Here is a 17,551-nt window from a genome sequence, read left to right on the forward strand (position 1 = left end):
GACTTTCGCTCTTTGAACCCATGAACCCGGAAGCGAGGGTTCGTGGGGGTACGGAACCACAGACCCTGCCCACCTCGTATTTTTCGTACCACCCCAATGCGCTTGATGCAACCCTGGCATTTCCCTGTTAAAAAAACCGTAACTTTGTGGTGCTCTTGGGCGTCTCGTATTGTGTCGGTATTAATCCGCTGCAACCCAAACAACCGCATCAGGATTAAAATTACGCCCAAAAAAGGCCTCGGGCGTAGCTATGCCTCAATGCGTTAGCCTCGATCAACGATGCCTGCGATGGCGGGCGGCGGCCGCCTTCGCCGCCGCATCACGTGCCGCCTTATCTGCCGCTGCCTGCGCTTTCTGATCCTTGGCCTGCAGGTCACTTTCCGCCTTTGCGACGGCGGCGGACACGTTTTTCAGCTTGGTAATGATCGTATCTAGCCCGACCTTATAAGCGCCGGCGATCTCCGCCCAACTCAAGCTGCTGTGACTGGCCTCGACTTGGTCAAACTTTTTGCTGGCCCCGGTGGCAATGGCATTGGCCACCAGCAAATCACCGTAATTCATTCCGGTTTTTTGTATCTGGTTGGCAAGTTCTTGCGTGGAGACGCCGCTCTCGTGCGCAACACTGTTTAGAAAATCCTGTTTAAGTTCCTGGCGGCTAGATACTTGGCCCATAAGACCGTTGACTGTGGTGGTCTCTTTGGCCAGCTCCAAGCGGAGTTTCGTGTCGTCCGTTCCACTTGCGTGGGTGGTTTTTGCGTGGGTGGCGGGCTTGGCCGCCGCCATTCCCGACAGCACGAATGTCATGACGCCAAACACAACGCACCAGCTTGAAGCACGGATAAAGTTAGCATTCACTTGATTGTAACGTGTTAGTTCTACACGAACTGAGAGATTAGACGCGAATCCTCGTGGTAAAGTTACAGGCTTGCGTGATCGCGTTAAGAACGAGCCAGGGAGGTGTTTCAGCTTCTCAGCCCTCGTCGCTCAATGGGACACGGCTAGCCTCCAGAACTGCTTCGCTAAAGACCACTTGAAAAAATCGTTTTTCCTATTTGGAAAGGCCAGAGATGGCCTTTGCTTTCGCCATGCATGACACGTATTTGTGGCTGACTTTATAGACTGGCTGGCCACCGTTTTCCAGCGTCAACTGCTCCAGAAAACGGGCTTCCAAACCGGGTCGGGCGATGGGATCCAGGGCATCATAATAAGCGGTGCCGGCTCCTGATTTCAAAAGGTGTTCCAGCACTTGGTTCGCCGTTGGGTATTGAAAAGTAATCTCCCCTTCGACCACGTACTCCGGTTCTAATCCTTGCGCCCGCAATCGCTGGGACAAGTCTTCCTTGCTCCAGGGAAAATCGAAGAAGACCTGTTTTTGCAGGACCGCCGGATTTTCGGCCACCAGTTCCGCAAAAATCTCCAACGGACGGCGTGGGGTGTTTTGCTGGTGAACCACCAACACCAGCAGGCCACCCGTTCGCAAGGCCCGGACGGCGTTCGCAAAAAAAGCCTCCAACGGAATGTACCCCAGAACCCAGCTCGTAAAAATCAAGTCCAGTGAGTGACGGTTCGACAGGGCTTCGAGGGCATCGCCATGCAGAAAAGTCACGTTACCAACGGTGCCCAGTCGGCGTCGTGCTTCGGTCAACATGCCTTGCGAAATGTCTGCCGCCGTCACCCGCCCGGACGGCCCGACCAGCGCGGCCAGTTTTTGCGTGGCGTAACCGGTGCCGCAACCAGCCTCGAAAATGTCCCATCCAGAGGCCAATGGCAGCCTGGCCAGCAAGGCATCCACCGGCCCGGCGGCTTCCGTAACCCAAAAATTATCGTAGTCCCCGTGAATTTGATTATAGGCCGTTTCCAACTCCGCTTGTCCCGCTTTGTCCCGGGCTGCCTCACGAATCTGGAAAAACTCCGGCACCGGATGTTCCTGCGATAGAAAGCGGGTGCAGAGATCATCCGCCTCTTCCGGAGTGGCGGGAATGCGGTGGGCGCGCCGATGCACTTGTGGTGTGAGGGTGCGTCCCGCGCAACGGGTGCGCGGCTTCTGAAAATGACGCCCCATGCGGTCCAGAATTTCATTCAGCGGTGTGTTGCAGAGGTTGCCGAAAGACATCGGCACCAGGTTGCAGGGGCAAACTTCTCCGCTGCCATCAATGTATAAATGCGTCAATCCGGCGCCACACCCAAACACCTCTGCTGATTCCAAATACGTCAATGAGGAAAGAATTGGCAGATCGTCCCGTTCTGCTACCATTTTTTGCCAGCCTAAAAGACAAGTCCGCTCGGCCTCCGTCAACAGCACCTGGCCCTGTCCGGTCAATGCGCCGGTGGGGCATGGTTCCAGCAGATGCACTTCCTGCGCACCCGCCGCCTGGATAAATTTTAAAAAGGCGACAATGTCTTTTTGGATGAATTCATGGGTGGCCACCGTGACGACATAGGGGTACAAACCCGCTTCTCCGGCGGTTCGGAGGGCCTGGAGCGCGGTTTGAAAAGCTCCGGGTCGCCCGCGCATCCGGTCATGTTCGGCTTCCACCGAACTGTCGAGACTGATGCCACAGGCAAACACGCCACTGGCTTTCAAACGCCGGGCACGCTCCAAGGTCAAGCCCTCGCCCGTGGTGCCCAGAATCACGCAGGTCTGCTCGCCAAACAAGGAGGCCACCTGTTCCAGATCAGAACGCAACAGGGGTTCACCGCCGGTCAGCGTCACCATGACTACGCCCAGGGATTGCAATTGGGCCGCGACCTTCTGTGTATCCGGCCAGGAAATATCCTGCTGGCTGCGACCGGCGTTGTAACAGTGCCAACAGTTAAAACCGCACCGGTTGGTCACCGCCCACGTCACCGAGAAAAGTCGGCGCCCGGCACCCGATTCACCCATTGCCTGGAACTGACTGGCAAAGGCGGAAAAAGCGCCGCTCGGATAAGGAGGCAAATGGGAATTGACCACCTGTTGTTCGCCAAACTTCACGACCTTTTCCTGCGCCAGGTAACGCTGGAAAAACTCGGCCATCCGGGGATGGAGCTTCACAAACGGCGGCCGACCTGCCAGCTTGGCAAAAAATTGATCGCCACGCATAATGGCTCTGCGCAATCAGTGGCCAATGTAAACCACTGTTATTTTAGAGCTTTTTTGCTGAGAAAGGCACCGAGTTCTTTGCCGGTTTTGGCGTACCCTTCCTGAAGACGGTACCCCACATCAAAATCATAGCCCATGGCATCTCGGCCCGGAGCCTTGAGGATTTCGACGACGGCAAGCTCTTTCGAGTGGTCTTTGGTTTCCACGAATTGCGCTTCGGTGCTGATCCATGCGGGGGCACGCATCACCCCTACGTTCCAGCCGGGCTCCATGCCGGTGGTTTTTAGCACCAGCGTGTACTTGGCATCGGGATTTTTCCCCACTTTAAGCGCGAATTTCCGGTCGGTAATTTGCTTGTTGATCAATTCCTCGAATTTGGGTTCAAACCGTTTGGACCGATCGCCTTTCCAGGCTTCGAGCCACTTGTCGCCTTTGCCGGCTTCCTTGGCGTTGTATTCGGCGACTTTTTTGTCGGTGTAGGCTTGCTCGGTGCCTTTGCCCACCGTGAGGTTGTCATACGTGTATTCGACGTTAAGTGCGGTCTCGCCTTTGAGGAATTCCAGCGAACCTGATTTGACGGTGATCTTTTGCGCTTGCAGACACGAAACAGAAAAAAGGAGCACGCCTGCGAGGACCAACTGTGTTTTAAGATTTCTCATGATTTTTAGTTTTTTCGATTTTGCTCAACGAGTGTAAGCGTAGCTCATGAGAACCAATTTTCAAGCACAAATTCAAATCCCGCAAGCTGCCACAGGGCTGCCTCAAGCCCGGTAAAGCCGCTCATCCCCGGCCGCTCATAATCGGTCTTCAAAAATCCAATGCGACTTGTCACAGCGTCCGGCAATGGCGTCCATGGTCTCGGAGATTAGCTCGTAAAGGTTCACGTCTGCGTGGCGCAGGTTTTTGCGCAGTTCACCGCGGTACAGTTCGTAAACCTCGGCCTGAGGCACGCCCTGACTCTTCAGTGTACGTGCCAGATCGGTCAGGGATTGGCGTTTGTCCCGGGCCGAAAGCGCGGTTTTGAGTTGGGATTCAAATGCTTCAGGAGTCATAAAATAAATTTATCCCTGATATAAGCACGATGACCCTAACGATGCAAGCCAAATGCCATTAAATTTCCTTCCACACGCCTGGCACAGGCGCTGGGTAGCGCCCTTGCGCGTCCGCTTTCACGGGCGGCGGGCTGTCCAGGGTGAGGCTGTCCAGGTGGTCGCAGAATTGGAAATTGGAGGCCATCATTTCCTCCCAGGTCACAATCCGCCCCATGTGGACTGCCGCCCGGCCCATCAAACAGGCCAGGTTGGTGTAGCAGGCGCGCTGGGTTTCGTTGTGTTCCTTGTTGTTGCGGATGGCGTCCAGCAGCACGTGCCATTCCGCCTGGTAGGGGGTCATGGGCTCTTTGTCGGCGCGCCACACAATGTTGGCATTCTCCATGCGCTGGTTCTTGTAAATCTGGACCGTGGGCGCGTGGATGTTGCCGGAAAATTGGGCGCCGCATTTTGAGCCATGCACAAAGGTGGAGAAATCCGTGTGACACTTGGGGATGCCGCGCTGGCTGACCATCGCCTTGGAGCCGTCGGCGAAGGTGTATTCAATCGAGTAGGTGTCGAAATTCTGCGCGCAATCGGTGCTGTCCGGCGCGCGGCCACCCAGACCGTGGGCCGAGACCGGCCAGGCGTCCTTGATCCAGCAACATTCATCAATCTGGTGGACCAGGTAATCAATCAATCGCCCGGTCGAAACCCAGAAGAAAGAATACGGGTGACGAATCTGCCAGATCAATTCGTTGTCCCCGGCTTGGGCTGGACCCGTGCGCCCGCCGCCATCCAGGCGGTACGCGCGCGTCAACTGGATTTCCCCCAGTTCACCATCGCGGATTTTCTGGATCAGCGCCTGGCGCGCCGAAGAGTGCCGGCACATGAGCCCACAGCCGATCTTGAGGTTTTTCTGTTTGGCAGCTTCGCCGGCCCGTAACATGCGGTGCGTACCACCGGGATCGGGGGCGAACGACTTTTCCATGAATACGTTCACCCCTTTCTGGATGGCATACTCCAAATGGATGGGCCGGAACGCGGCGTGGGTGGTCAGCAGCGCCACGTCACCCGGGCGCAGACAATCAATGGCTTTTTTATAGGCGTCGAATCCCAGGAAACACTGTTCGGCGGGCACTTCCACTTGCTCCGGAAATTTTTTAGTCAACGTTCCCAGCGAACCGGCCAGCTTCTCTTTGACCAAATCCGCCATGGCCACCAGTTTGAGCGGCCCCTGTCCGACGTTCATCGCATCGGCCACGGCTCCCGTCCCGCGCCCGCCGCAACCGATCAAGGCCAATCGGAGGAGGCTTTCTCCCGCGGCATGCACATGGGGCAACGCCACTCCGGCCAGGGCGGAACCGGCGGCGACTTTGCCGCTGCGCGCGATGAATTCCCGGCGGGTGATGTCAGGGATGTCTAGTTGTAGGCGATTCGTTTCTGGTTTCATAGTATTGTTCTGTGGCGCAAAGTGTCGCCAATCCCGCCGCCGGTGTCAACTCTGGCACCAATGAAAGTCAAGGAATCCGCCACGCTCAGTTCGTTTGGGTATGCCTGAGCGGCACCCAATACTGGGCCCGGCCAGCCGTGGCGAGCGTGTAATGCTTGCGAATGTTGGCGAGGATTTCCTCATAAGGCCCGGGCGTGCTTTCCACCAAACCATTCGGGGGAAAAATAATGAGCTCAAACTGCTGCGTTTGAATCGCTGCAATCATCGGGCCAGGGGCCAGCGCGCCATGCTGCCAAAGCAGGCGGTACAACAAGGAATCATTCACGCAAACCAATCCCGGTAGTTCCAGCCCAAGCCGGACCGCGTACAGATTGAGAATGATCGGCGCCGGCTTCCCTTTGACCAGGGCGGCGACCTCCTTCCGCATGTCCTCATGAAAAGCGGTTAGAAATTCGGTGTGGCTTGGCGTGGTGAAGGCGTACGCCGGCGGTTTGGCACTCCACATTTCACCGGCAGTGCCCAAGGCGAGGAGGAGCGTGGCATATTTGAAACCGCGCTCCCGCAGGATGTCCCCCGCAAGCTGGTCCGCTGAGGCCACGAGCCAAAGCAAGCCGGCTAACACCGGCTCAATGAAATAGTTCGTGGAAGCTCCCGCTTTGCCCACAAAGCCCAGCAGGGCCAGTGAGGATAAAAGAAAATAGAGCAGCCAGGGATTGGCCAGGGTGCGGGAACCGTGCTTCCAAAGGAGCACCCCCAGCCAAATCACCCAACCGATCAGCAAGCAGACGAATACCGGCTGCTTGAGCATCAGCATCCAATTGGTGGCAAAAGTGTCCCACTCCAGTGGATTACGCGCGGCCTTGAACACGCAAAACCAGAAGCCGGAGCCCCACCAAATTTGCGCCAAGACCCCGCCGATCAGTGTCAGTGCGGCCAGCGCCGCGAGGTAAAGCAAGCCCTGTCGGTGGCTGGTCATCCAGAAATAAACCAGGCACGCCGCCGCTGCCGCCAGGTACGACTGCTTGCACGCCGCTGCCAGCATCGCGCAAAGACTGGCGGTACACACGGCCAGGGCGGGGCGGGGGATCTTGGTCGCACACACCAGGGCGGCGACCGAGAAAAACAGGGCTGCGCTGTCGTTTTTCAAAAACACGGTGTTGCTCATCACGGGATGCATCAAAAAGAAAACTCCGAAAGCCAGGAGTGGGAACAAGCGGTTTTGCCGGCGACTCGCCACAAACAGAAATGCCGCCGCCAGGATCATGAAGCTCATGCTTAAAACCCGGCCGGAATAAAACCGGTTCGGGCCGTCGAACGGCAGCCAGGACACCAGGTAATGGTAGAGCGGCGTATATAAGGTAATCCAAAATGGCGGGGCATTATAGAGCGCGGCGTCATAAATATTTTTCCCCTCGGTAATGGTCTGGATGGTCATCCGGTTTGGGCTCTCGTACACCAAGTCGAACGGCGAAGCCAAATGCCACTGGGCAACCAGATACACGCGCACCAAGGCCGCTACCACGATGCCCAGGATGAGCAACCGAAAAAGAAAGCCGGGCCAACCATTGCGCGTCGTTCCGCTTGACGCCGCGCTGCCCACCGAGTCCTGATTTTCAGTCGTCTGCACAACCGTGACCGTAGGTGGCCGGCGGTTGGGCGGCAAGTGTAAACGATTGCCGGGTCTTTGTCTTGAGTCCTGGTTCTGTGTTCCACCCATAGCCCGCCAGTTCCAGCAGCGCTGCCAAGAGGACAGTGGGCAGCTCGAAGTAAAACAAGGTTTGGCCTCGTCGTCAACCGACCTGAAACAAGGCGATGCCAGTCAGCAGGTGATTTAGCCCGTCAGAAATGTGCGTTTGACACGTCCAGGCCGATATCTTCTGCCTGCTGATTTCAAGTTTCTACATCCTTGGTTTTCATATTTCTGTAAAACCGGCTTCATTCCGCCTTCCGAAATCGAGGGTTCCGCAGTCTGCATTTGAATTATTCTCCTCTGAGAGGTAACCACCCTCAACCAGTCCCTGCTACCATGACGCCATGAATGACATGAACATAAATCCGAAAACCGAATTTCGAAATCCGAAATGGTGGTCCTCATTCGCGTTGATTCGCGCGATTCACGGGCGGCGGTCTTCGGATTCGCCAGCTCCTGAATCCCAGCTTCTACTTTCTAACGGTGATTTTTCTGCCCGAAAATTTAGCTGCAAAAGTTGGCTTCCGTCTTCGAATTTGGCATCTTCTGGTCATAATTTTTTTGCCATGTTCGGCTTCCGATTTTTCTGCCGGTTCATTTTTCTGCAAACGTTTCCGGTTCTCGGGTTTCGGATTTGCGCGCTTGTGTCAAAAAATCGTTTTCACACAATTTTGACACAAAATGTGTGATAAAATCATTTTCATCACAAAAACCACACAATTTCCAAAACTACCCCACTAACCCGCGACGTAGCCGTAGCCGTCAGTCGGAGCAAACGAGATAACCTACTGTCTTGCAATCATTTATGAACTCAGTGGCCAATTAAACAGCCCTAAAATAGCAGGTTGCAATAAGAAATCAGTTCAGGCATACGCACTTTCCGCATATTATCGTATGCCAACGTGCTTGACACTGGGCGGTTCATTGTTACCCTCGCCGCTTCCGCGGGAAAACCGGGGCTGGCCAAATGGGCTTTCCTGGACTAGTATAACCCGCCGATTTATTGATTATTAGAATTTATGAAGAGACAGTATCAACCGTCGAAAGTCCGTCGGAGACGCCAGCATGGGTTTCTGAATCGCAACTCCACCAAGAGCGGTCGCGCGACCCTCGCCAACCGCCGCCGGGTTGGCCGCAAACGGCTGACTCCCGTATAAACGCTATTGATATGGCCGATTCCCCCAGCCGGCTTACGCTGCCCCGCAGCCGGCGCCTGCGGACGGGCCGTGATTTTTCACGTCCACGAACCGATGGCAAACGGCTAGTGCTCGGTTGTTTGATTCTGAATTGGCTGCCGCTGGAATCCGGGGGGGTGAGCCGTTTGGGCGTCGTTACCTCAAAAAAAGTGGGGGGCGCGGTCATTCGTAATCGGTGTCGGCGCTTGATGCGCGAGGTATATCGGCTGCACCAGTTGGAACTGGCCCAGCCGATGGACTTGGTGATGGTGGCCCGCCCTTCCATGGCCAATAAAACGTTTGGACAAATCGAGCGTGACTTTCTCACCGCCATGCGCCAAAGCCGGCTGTGGGCGAGCCCGGCACAATGAATCCAGCCCAATACCTGTTATGCGCCGGCGTCCGCGTGTATCGCGCGGTGTTTTCGCCGTTGCTTAGCACGTTGGCCGGGCCGGGCGGCGGCTGCCGGTTTACGCCCACCTGTTCCGTCTATGCCATGGAAGCCATCCAAACGCACGGTGCGGCGCATGGCTTTTGGCTCACCGTCCGCCGACTGTGCCGTTGTCACCCGTGGGGCGGTTTTGGGCATGACCCTGTGCCGCCTGTAAAATTAACCTGATATTTTTTTAATGGACCGCAAAACAATTCTTGTTCTCGTTGTCACCTTTGTCATCTTGATGGCATGGTTCCCCTTGGTGAACAAACTGTATCCGCCGAAGCAGCTACCGCCGAGCACCAACCAGCTTTCCCGTGCCTTCAGTGGTACCAACCAGGTGATTGTCACCAACCAATCGCCCTCGCCCACCTATTTGCAATCCGCCCCCGCACTGCCGCCCACTTTTCAGATTGAAGCCAAGGAAACCACGGAAACGCTCGAAGTCGGCGGCATAAAGTACCTTTTTACCTCGCACGGTGGCGGTTTGAAATCCGTCGAGTTGCGGGACTATCCGGAAATCATCCTGCCCAAACGGCATCAAACCAATGGCATTCGAGGAGTGGTGCTCAACAGAGATGCCCCCTTGCCCGTCATGGCAGTCGTCGGGCATTCCGCGCTGGTGGAAGATGGTCTATTCAAGTTGAGTCGGCGGGGCCAAACCATCATCGCTCAAAAAGTGCTTACCAACGGGGTCGTCCTGATTAAGGAATTCAGCCCAAGTACCAACCTGTTGTTACAGGTGAAAATACGCATGGAAAACCGTTCCGGCCACCCGGTGATGCTGCCGTCGCAGCAATACATCGCTGGCACCGCCACCCTGATTAATGCCACCGATGACCCGCTCCAAATGGGGGTCTTTATCAATTCCTCCGGCAACACGGATCATATTGACGACTCCTGGTTTGCCAATCGTTTCATGGGTTGTTTCCCGGGCACGCCGCGCGAGCGGTACGAGGCGGCGGCCCCGGTGAGTTGGGCGGCGGTGCATAATCGCTTCTTCACCATCGTGACGGTGCCCAAACTGGCGGCCCCGCAATTCATCGCCACCCACGCTGATATCCCCACCAGCATCGTGGCCGGCGCCAAAGTGCCCGGCTTGCAGGCCGCGCTCATTTACCCCTCCGTGACCTTGGAAGCCGCCGGCACCAACAGCGTGCTGGAACGCGAGTTTACCCTCTACACCGGGCCGAAGGAATACAACACGCTCTCGAGTCTGGCCTCGGACATGAAAAACGATGTGGATCATGTCATGAAGTTCAACGGCTTTTTCGGCTGGTTCTCCAAAGGGCTGCTGCTGGCTATGAACTGGCTGCACGATTCGCTCAAGCTGGCTTACGGTCTGGCTATCATCGCCATCACCCTCATCATTAAGATCGCCTTCTGGCCATTGACCCAGGCCAGCACGCGCTCCATGAAACGCATGTCCACCATGCAGCCGCAAATGAAGGTCATCCAGGACAAATACAAGGATGACCCGCAGAAAATGAACAAAAAGATGATGGAGTTCATGAAGGAAAATAAAGTGAATCCCATGGGCGGCTGCCTGCCGATGCTCATCCAGATTCCCGTGTTCTTCGGATTTTATTACATGATCCAGAGCGCCATCGAGCTGCGCGGTGCTAGCTTCCTGTGGGCCTGGGATTTGTCCCAGGCGGACACCGTCGCGTTCGTGTTTGGTTTCCCGATCAATCCGATGCCGCTCATCATGGGCGTGACCATGTTTTGGCAGGCACAATTGACCCCGCCCTCCCCCGGCATGGACCCCACGCAGCAAAAGATGATGAAGTACATGCCGCTCATCTTCCTGTTCATCCTGTACAAAATGTCGGCTGGATTAACGCTTTACTGGACCATCCAAAACCTGCTAACCATAGCGCAGACAAAGCTGACGAAGACGGAACCACCGGTGACGGCGACGCCGCAACCGGTGCTGGTCAAGCGAAAGTAAGCGACCAATAACGGCGCTGAGACGCGGGTTAAACTGAATTTTGCTATGCCTGTACACGCGAAAGAAACATTGGAAACTTTGCTGAAACTCCTCGGGTTCGAGGTGACAGTCGAGGAACACTCACTCGAAGAAGGCTCGTTGCTGGACATCCGCACCGATGATCCAGGCCGCTTGATTGGTCGCCAGGGTAAAACCCTGGCTGACCTCCAATACGTCACCAACCGCCTGATTTTTCAACAGGATAAATCCGCCCCCAAGGTGACGGTGGATGTCGCCGGTTACCGGCTGCAAGCCCGGGATGTCCTGGTCAAGAAGGCCAAGGAAGCCCTCGAAAAAGTGCGGCGCTGGGGCGATGTGGTCGAATTGGAGCCCATGAACGCCTTTGACCGTCGCATTGTGCATAGCGTCATCAAGGATGATCCCACGGTGGAGACGCACAGCGTGGAAGTGGAAGGCACTGACCGCAAAGCCATCCTCCTGCGTCCAAAACGGTAGGCTCCGCTCCAGCGGTTCCGGTTTCGCACGCGACCCGCGCGATCGTTTGGTGAATTTGGTGTCATACTCACGCCCTCCGCGTTATGCCGAGGGCGTTTTTTTTACGGTTCCCCGCTGTTTTCGGTGGATTACTCAGCGGAATCCCGAATCCCGAATCCCGAATCCCGAAAGAAATCCGAAATCCGAGATCCGAAAACACCTGTGGCCGGGGCCGGGCTGGAAAAACGCCACGCTTCAATGTGAAACGCAAACCGGCTGCAAACCGCGTGACTGCCATCGGATTCCGGCTTCGGAATTCGGAACTCGGCATTCTTTCGGTTTTCGGCCCTCGGATTTCGGATTTAACTGGACCCCTGTTCCATTCAAAATAGCGAGGAATTGCAATTATCGCGATCTTCGGTAAGTTTCTGGCGTGGGTGATTACGCCTCCTTGGGCGGTGAATTTGACTATGCACATTGAACTGATCAACACGGGGTCCGAGCTGATGCTCGGGCGGGTACTGAATACGCACCAACAGTGGCTTTGCCGCCAACTGGCGGATGCGGGTTATGTGGTCGAGCGCCAGGTGGCCGTGCCCGATACCGGCCCGGCCATCGAACAGTCCGTGCGGGAAGCGTTGGGCCGCGCTGATTTAATCATTGCAACCGGTGGCCTTGGCCCCACTTCCGATGACATCACCCGTGATTTGATCGCCCAATTGCTGGGTTGCCGCCTGCATACCGACCCGGCGGTGTTGTCCCAGATTGCCCGATTTTTTACCAGCCGCCAGCGTCCGCAGCCGGAAAGCACCAAGGTGCAAGCCCAAGTGCCGGCGGGCGCGCGGGTGCTCATGAATCGCCACGGCACCGCGCCCGGATTGGTGATGGAAGTGCCGGCGGGCAAGTTCCGCCAGGCGACCCGCCCCACGTTGCTGGTCATGCTGCCGGGGCCGCCGCGTGAATTGCGACCCATGTTTACCGAGCAAGTCATGCCGGTCATTCGGGAATGTCTGCCGCTGATTGAGCCGTTCGCGTGCCGCACCGTGCGTACTGCGGGCATCGGCGAGTCCCGCGTGGAGGAAATGGTGGCACCGCCGTTGGCCAGCTTGGTCCAAGCCGGTCTGGAAATTGGCTATTGTGCCCGGCCGGGTGAAGTGGATGTACGGCTGGTGGCGCACGGCGCGCGCGCGGGGCAACTTGTCAACGAAGGAATCGCCATTATCCAGCCCCTGCTGGGGCAACATGTCTATGGTGAGGAAGACGCTGGATTGGAACAGGTCATCGTGCAATTGTTCGCCGAACGCAAACAAACGCTGGTAATCGCTGAATCCTGCACCGGCGGCTTAATCAGCCATCGGCTCACGAATGTGCCGGGCGCTTCAGAAATCTTGTGGGGAGGTCTGACCACGTATGCCAACGCGGCCAAACAAAAAATCCTGGGTGTGACGCCGGCGGCTTTGGCGCAGTACGGTGCCGTGAGTGAGGCCGTGGCGCGAGCAATGGCCGAGGGCGCGCGCCGGTTGAGCGGCGCGAGCTATGCGGTCGCCGTGACCGGCATTGCCGGACCGGGCGGGGGAACGCCGGAGAAACCGGTGGGTACCGTCTTTATGGCAGTGGCAGGGCCGCAGGGTACGGTAGTTAAGGCGCAGTTGAACCGGTTCGATCGCGAAACGTTCAAATACGTGACGTCGCAGCAGGTGCTGGAAATGTTGAGACGACAGGTAATTGCTGAAGACGAATTACGGAAGGCGGAGTAATTATTGCGGAATGCAGATTTTGGATTTTGCCAATCCGCAATCTGCATTCCGCATTCCGAAATTTCGTACTATTCTGTATAGGCTTCTTCGCCGTGCTCGGCCAGATCGAGTCCCAAGGTTTCGACATCCTCGGATACGCGCACGCCGCCCAACACTTTACCGACAATCCAGGCAATCGCGATGGTCGCCAGTACCGACCAGACCAGCACGACCAAGCCCGCTTTGACTTGTTCCAGCCACAACGTGCCACCTACCAGGCCTTTAATGCGATCCGCACCCAGGTTCGGGTTGGTGCGCACGGTGGCAAAAACGCCAGCCAGGACTGTGCCAATCGTGCCGCCGACGGCATGCACGCCAAAGGTATCTAGCGAATCGTCATATTTAAACTTGCTCTTGAGCTTGCTGCACGCAAGGAAAGTGGCCACCCCTGCCGTCAATCCAATCACAACGGCGGCAGTGGCGCTGACGAACCCGGCACCGGGGGTGATGGTGGCCAGCCCGGCCACCGCGCCCGAGCAGAAACCCAGGACGCTGGGTTTGCCCCGGGTGGCATATTCGATCGCGGCCCAGGCCACACACCCAACCGCCGCTGCCAGCGTGGTGTTGACGAAGGCATGGGAGGCCACGGAATCAGCGGCCAGGGCGCTGCCGGCATTGAACCCATACCAGCCCACCCATAACATGCCGGTGCCGACCATGCATAATGTCATGCTGTGTGGAGGCATTATCTCGCGGCCATGGCCCAGCCGTTTACCCATCAGGATGCAGAGCACCAGCGCGGACCATCCCGAGGTCATGTGGACCACGATGCCGCCGGCAAAATCAATCGCCTTGATTTTGGCGTCATTGTTGGCCAGCCCGTTCATCCATCCGTCCACGCCCCAGATCATGTGCGCGACCGGGAAATAGACGACGAACATCCATAAGACCGAAAAAAGTATCACGGCGGAAAATTTCATGCGTTCCGCGATGGCACCGACAATCAGCGCCGGGGTGATGATGGCGAACATCATCTGGTAAATGGCGAAAATATTATGCGAGACCAGGAAGCGTAATCCGGATTGGGCACGGCATCCACGCCGTTGAACAAAGCCCAACCCAGCCCGCCAATCAAGCCATTCCCCTTGCCAAAGGTAAGGCTGTAGCCGCAGAGCCACCACAATATGCTGACGATGCCCGCCAAGCCAAGACACTGGCCGAGCACCGACAGCACGTTTTTCCGGCGCACCAACCCGCCGTAAAACAAGGCCAAGCCAGGGAGGGTCATAAAGAGGACGAGCGCGGCACTCGTCATCATCCAGCCGTTGTGGCCCGGTCCCGGCACTTCGCTCAGCACCGAGTTGGTGCCGCGTGCAGTATTTTTGACGTAGGCTTCCAGATCGGCCAACCGTTGTTCCACGGTGGGGTCGGCGGCCTGGAGGGCGCTGTTAAACACAAAGGCCAGGCCGAAGCCCAGCAATAGGGGGAGTAGTCGTTTCATGGGGGTGGTACTGTTACGTTTTTATTCTGTTCTACATGTATTTTCGATCACTGTCATTTTCTTTTTACGTGTACAAAAAAACTTTGACACACCGGTAGAGCCGGAAAGTCTGGGACGTGAGCTAACTCACTGCGAAAACTGATTTCTCCCACCCCTGAGGAAATCAGCGTGCAGATCATTTTCACGTCACCAAACTCCCGGCTTTACCGGTGTGTCAAAGAGCCAACAACCAACAACCGTTATTTATGTTTATTTTGTCGCGATCCGTGAGTGCGCTCGCCGTCACCGGGGTGGTTTGGATCATGGCTTGCGCGTGTATCATTGGATAATCAGTTAATTTTGATTAAAGAGGACGGCGCGAGCGTGCCCTCGCGCCGTCCATTGTGTGTTTAGTTTTCAGTTCCTCCGACTATCATCGTGGCAGAGGCGAAATTCATGCAGATGCCAGTAAGCATCCCCGACTTTTTATCTCCCAACCGCAGCTTGAGGATGGCCGTCGCCGTCTTCGCAAGTTTCCTGGCTAGATCGTTTCCGCTTATGGGAGTGTTTTTTGGCATAGATACCATCCTATCTACCGTTTTTTCTTAGTGTCGTCTTTTTGCTGCTTTTTACCGGCTTACCGCGCCGAAGTCGCCTCTCGGTGCGACCTTATCGGCGCGGTGCCAGAAAAATCGGGGCGGCCCAAACCGCCGCCCCGACGTAAACTGTCAATTAACTGTGATAACCCTCTTCGCCATGTTCCACGAGATCCAGACCGATGGTCTCGACTTCTTCACTGGGTCGCAGACCACCCAGCACCAGTTTCACAATGTAGGCAATTACTACCGTGGCGACCACCGCGAGTACGATGGTCAAGCCGATCGCCTTGAGTTGTTCAATCCACAGGGTCTTACCAACGATATCTTTCAGGTTCGTTGCCAGGTTGGCATTGACATCCACAGTGGCTAACACACCGGTCAGGAAGGCCCCGAGGGTTCCGCCTACCGCATGTACGCCGAAGGTATCCAAGGCGTCGTCATAACCAAGCCAGCCTTTGAGCTTATAGCAGGCAAAGAACGGCACCAAGCCTGCTGCGATACCGATGATGATGGCTCCGTTGGAGTTCACGAAACCGCAAGCCGGAGTGATCACCACCAAGCCTGCCACTGCGCCGGAGCAGAAGCCCAGGATACTGGGTTTGCCCTTGATTATATATTCCGCCATGGCCCACACGAAGGAGGCAACTGCGGTCGCCAGAGTCGTCGTGGTGAAGGCATTCGCCGCCACACCATCCGCCGCCACCGCGCTGCCGGCGTTGAACCCGTACCAACCCACCCAGAGCATGCCGGTGCCAATCATGCACATGACCATGCTGTGCGGAGGCATGGGTTCCTTGGGGAAGCCCAAGCGTTTGCCGAGGATGATACACAGAATCAGAGCCGACCAGCCCGATGTCATATGCACCACCGTACCGCCGGCGAAGTCAATCGCCTTGATCGCCGCCTTGTCGTTCCACACGCCATTCATCAGGCCCTTGATACCCCAGACCATGTGCGCCATCGGGAAGTACACCACCACCATCCACAAGGTCACGAACAGCAGGATGGCCGAGAACTTCATGCGTTCCGCGATCGCCCCCACGATCAGCGCGGGGGTGATGATCGCAAACATCAATTGATACATGGAGAAGACGTTGTGCGATACCCAGAAGGAATAATCCGTGTTGGGATTCGAATCCACACCCTTCAAGAACATGTGTTTCGTGAAGTCGCCAATCACCGCTCCCGCTCCGTCGCCACCGGCGAATACGAAGCTATAGCCGAAAGCCCACCACAGGATGGTGACCAAACCGGCGATGCCGAGGCATTGTGCCATCACCGAGAGCACGTTCTTTTTCCGCACCAACCCGCCGTAGAACAGCGCGAGGCCAGGCAGGGTCATGAACAGCACGAGCGCCGAGCTGGTCATCATCCAGCCGTTGTGTCCAGGACCGGCACCGCTGATCATGGACTTCACGTTATTTGTCGGCGTATCGGCCAGGCGGCCGGCGTTATTCACGTAGGCCTCGAGGTCGGCGATCCGTTGGTCCAGCGTGGGATCCTTGGGACCGGCGTTGGTTGTGGCACCGCCATCGGCGGCGCGTACTGGAATGGCGCTGGCGATAAACGCCACCGCCAAAGCCGTTAGTAACAAGATCTTTTTCATAATACGGTAAAAGCTAAAGGTTGATTAATTGGTTTTGTTGTTTCGTGTGATTCAAGGCGGGTGCGTTTAAATCGCTTGTTCGCCTTTTTCCTCGGTGCGGATGCGCACGGCTTCCGACACGGGCGAGATGAAGATTTTTCCATCACCAATTTTGCCGGTTTTGGCCGCCTTGACGATTGCCTTGATGGCGTCATCCGCGCGGTTATCGGCGATGACCAGTTCCAGCTTGATCTTGGGAAGGAAATCCACGGTGTATTCGCTACCCCGGTAGATTTCCGTATGACCCTTCTGACGGCCGAAGCCTTTGACTTCAGTGACCGTCATGCCTTCGATGCCCACTTCGCTCAGGGCTTCTTTGACTTCCTCCAATTTGAAGGGTTTGATAATTGCTTCGACCTTTTTCATAATTTCAGTTTTCTATTTTAATTTTAGTTCAAGTTCGTTGTCCAATCTCCGGTTTTCCAGTCCACTACTTCCAGTTTAACCCCGCGCAACCCAGCCCCAACCTCCTTGGCGTTTTTGTTGAAAAATCGTCCGCTCAGGGCCCGTGAGCGAGCACGTACCATAAACCCCTTGGCGCCCGGTGTTTCGCCGGGGTGGCTCAATTTGTTCATGATCACATTCTTCATGCGCAATACCCTCTAAGCAACGGCTGTGCCAAGTATGAAATTTTGATGATGTTCATTTGTAAGTCATTGCAATAAAGAATATTGTGTATTTGAAAATAAATTTACATAAGCGGATAGTGGCATTGGCGTGTTGTTGCACAGCCAAGGTGGCTATTTTTATCCACTAGCAGCCTGTCGGACTTAACAATGCGGATTTTTTGCAGGTTTTTGAATAA

General features: G+C 56.1%; 16 protein-coding genes. 6 read left to right on the forward strand and 10 right to left on the reverse strand.

Annotated elements, in window-relative coordinates; translation table 11 throughout:
- Nucleotides 1–273: 273 nt before the first annotated feature.
- The 6 genes from WCO56_23190 to WCO56_23215 form a co-directional block, all read right to left on the reverse strand.
- On the reverse strand, nucleotides 274–804 hold the full coding sequence (locus WCO56_23190) for a hypothetical protein (GenBank protein MEI7732496.1): 531 nt from the start codon (nucleotides 802–804) through the stop codon (nucleotides 274–276).
- Between the two features lie 244 nt (nucleotides 805–1,048).
- Nucleotides 1,049–3,082, reverse strand: coding sequence for a radical SAM protein (locus tag WCO56_23195; GenBank protein MEI7732497.1), 2,034 nt, complete (start codon nucleotides 3,080–3,082; stop codon nucleotides 1,049–1,051).
- A gap of 38 nt (nucleotides 3,083–3,120) precedes the next feature.
- Complete coding sequence (locus tag WCO56_23200) at nucleotides 3,121–3,741, reverse strand: hypothetical protein (protein MEI7732498.1); 621 nt, start codon at nucleotides 3,739–3,741, stop codon at nucleotides 3,121–3,123.
- Nucleotides 3,742–3,876: 135 nt separating this feature from the next.
- Entirely contained in the window at nucleotides 3,877–4,134 is a 258-nt protein-coding gene (locus WCO56_23205) for a hypothetical protein (protein ID MEI7732499.1), read from the reverse strand.
- Nucleotides 4,135–4,192: 58 nt separating this feature from the next.
- On the reverse strand, nucleotides 4,193–5,563 hold the full coding sequence (locus WCO56_23210; GenBank protein ID MEI7732500.1) for a gfo/Idh/MocA family oxidoreductase: 1,371 nt from the start codon (nucleotides 5,561–5,563) through the stop codon (nucleotides 4,193–4,195).
- A gap of 85 nt (nucleotides 5,564–5,648) precedes the next feature.
- Entirely contained in the window at nucleotides 5,649–7,190 is a 1,542-nt protein-coding gene (locus tag WCO56_23215; GenBank protein MEI7732501.1) for a hypothetical protein, read from the reverse strand.
- A gap of 1,082 nt (nucleotides 7,191–8,272) precedes the next feature.
- Between WCO56_23215 and rpmH the strand changes: the two genes are divergently transcribed.
- From rpmH to WCO56_23245, 6 genes are all read left to right on the forward strand, one after another.
- The gene (rpmH, locus tag WCO56_23220; protein ID MEI7732502.1) at nucleotides 8,273–8,410 is read left to right on the forward strand and encodes a 50S ribosomal protein L34; all 138 of its coding nucleotides are present in this window, start codon (nucleotides 8,273–8,275) and stop codon (nucleotides 8,408–8,410) included.
- A gap of 11 nt (nucleotides 8,411–8,421) precedes the next feature.
- Nucleotides 8,422–8,799, forward strand: coding sequence for a ribonuclease P protein component (gene rnpA / locus WCO56_23225; protein MEI7732503.1), 378 nt, complete (start codon nucleotides 8,422–8,424; stop codon nucleotides 8,797–8,799).
- Nucleotides 8,796–9,047: a membrane protein insertion efficiency factor YidD gene (gene yidD, locus WCO56_23230; protein MEI7732504.1), complete on the forward strand. Its 252-nt coding sequence runs from the start codon at nucleotides 8,796–8,798 to the stop codon at nucleotides 9,045–9,047. Before rnpA ends, yidD begins: the two co-directional genes overlap by 4 nt.
- A 10-nt stretch (nucleotides 9,048–9,057) precedes the next feature.
- Nucleotides 9,058–10,812, forward strand: coding sequence for a membrane protein insertase YidC (gene yidC, locus WCO56_23235; protein MEI7732505.1), 1,755 nt, complete (start codon nucleotides 9,058–9,060; stop codon nucleotides 10,810–10,812).
- A 45-nt stretch (nucleotides 10,813–10,857) separates the two neighbouring features.
- The gene (locus WCO56_23240; protein ID MEI7732506.1) at nucleotides 10,858–11,307 is read left to right on the forward strand and encodes a R3H domain-containing nucleic acid-binding protein; all 450 of its coding nucleotides are present in this window, start codon (nucleotides 10,858–10,860) and stop codon (nucleotides 11,305–11,307) included.
- A gap of 449 nt (nucleotides 11,308–11,756) precedes the next feature.
- Nucleotides 11,757–13,043 (forward strand): competence/damage-inducible protein A, encoded by a 1,287-nt coding sequence (locus WCO56_23245; protein MEI7732507.1) that lies wholly within the window; start codon nucleotides 11,757–11,759, stop codon nucleotides 13,041–13,043.
- 68 nt (nucleotides 13,044–13,111) lie between these two features.
- On the opposite strand, the gene WCO56_23250 is transcribed toward WCO56_23245, so the two are convergent.
- The 4 genes from WCO56_23250 to WCO56_23265 all read right to left on the reverse strand — a co-directional run bounded on the left by WCO56_23250 (nucleotide 13,112) and on the right by WCO56_23265 (nucleotide 17,112).
- The gene (locus tag WCO56_23250) at nucleotides 13,112–14,056 is read right to left on the reverse strand and encodes an ammonium transporter (GenBank protein MEI7732508.1); all 945 of its coding nucleotides are present in this window, start codon (nucleotides 14,054–14,056) and stop codon (nucleotides 13,112–13,114) included.
- Nucleotides 14,053–14,523 (reverse strand): hypothetical protein, encoded by a 471-nt coding sequence (locus WCO56_23255; GenBank protein MEI7732509.1) that lies wholly within the window; start codon nucleotides 14,521–14,523, stop codon nucleotides 14,053–14,055. The genes WCO56_23250 and WCO56_23255 overlap by 4 nt, the downstream gene beginning before the upstream one ends.
- 711 nt (nucleotides 14,524–15,234) lie before the next feature.
- The gene (locus WCO56_23260) at nucleotides 15,235–16,707 is read right to left on the reverse strand and encodes an ammonium transporter (protein ID MEI7732510.1); all 1,473 of its coding nucleotides are present in this window, start codon (nucleotides 16,705–16,707) and stop codon (nucleotides 15,235–15,237) included.
- Nucleotides 16,708–16,773: 66 nt separating this feature from the next.
- Nucleotides 16,774–17,112, reverse strand: coding sequence for a P-II family nitrogen regulator (locus WCO56_23265; GenBank protein ID MEI7732511.1), 339 nt, complete (start codon nucleotides 17,110–17,112; stop codon nucleotides 16,774–16,776).
- Nucleotides 17,113–17,551 lie beyond the last annotated feature (439 nt).

The organism is Verrucomicrobiota bacterium (assembly GCA_037139415.1).
Classification (GTDB): Bacteria; Verrucomicrobiota; Verrucomicrobiia; order Limisphaerales; family Fontisphaeraceae; genus JBAXGN01.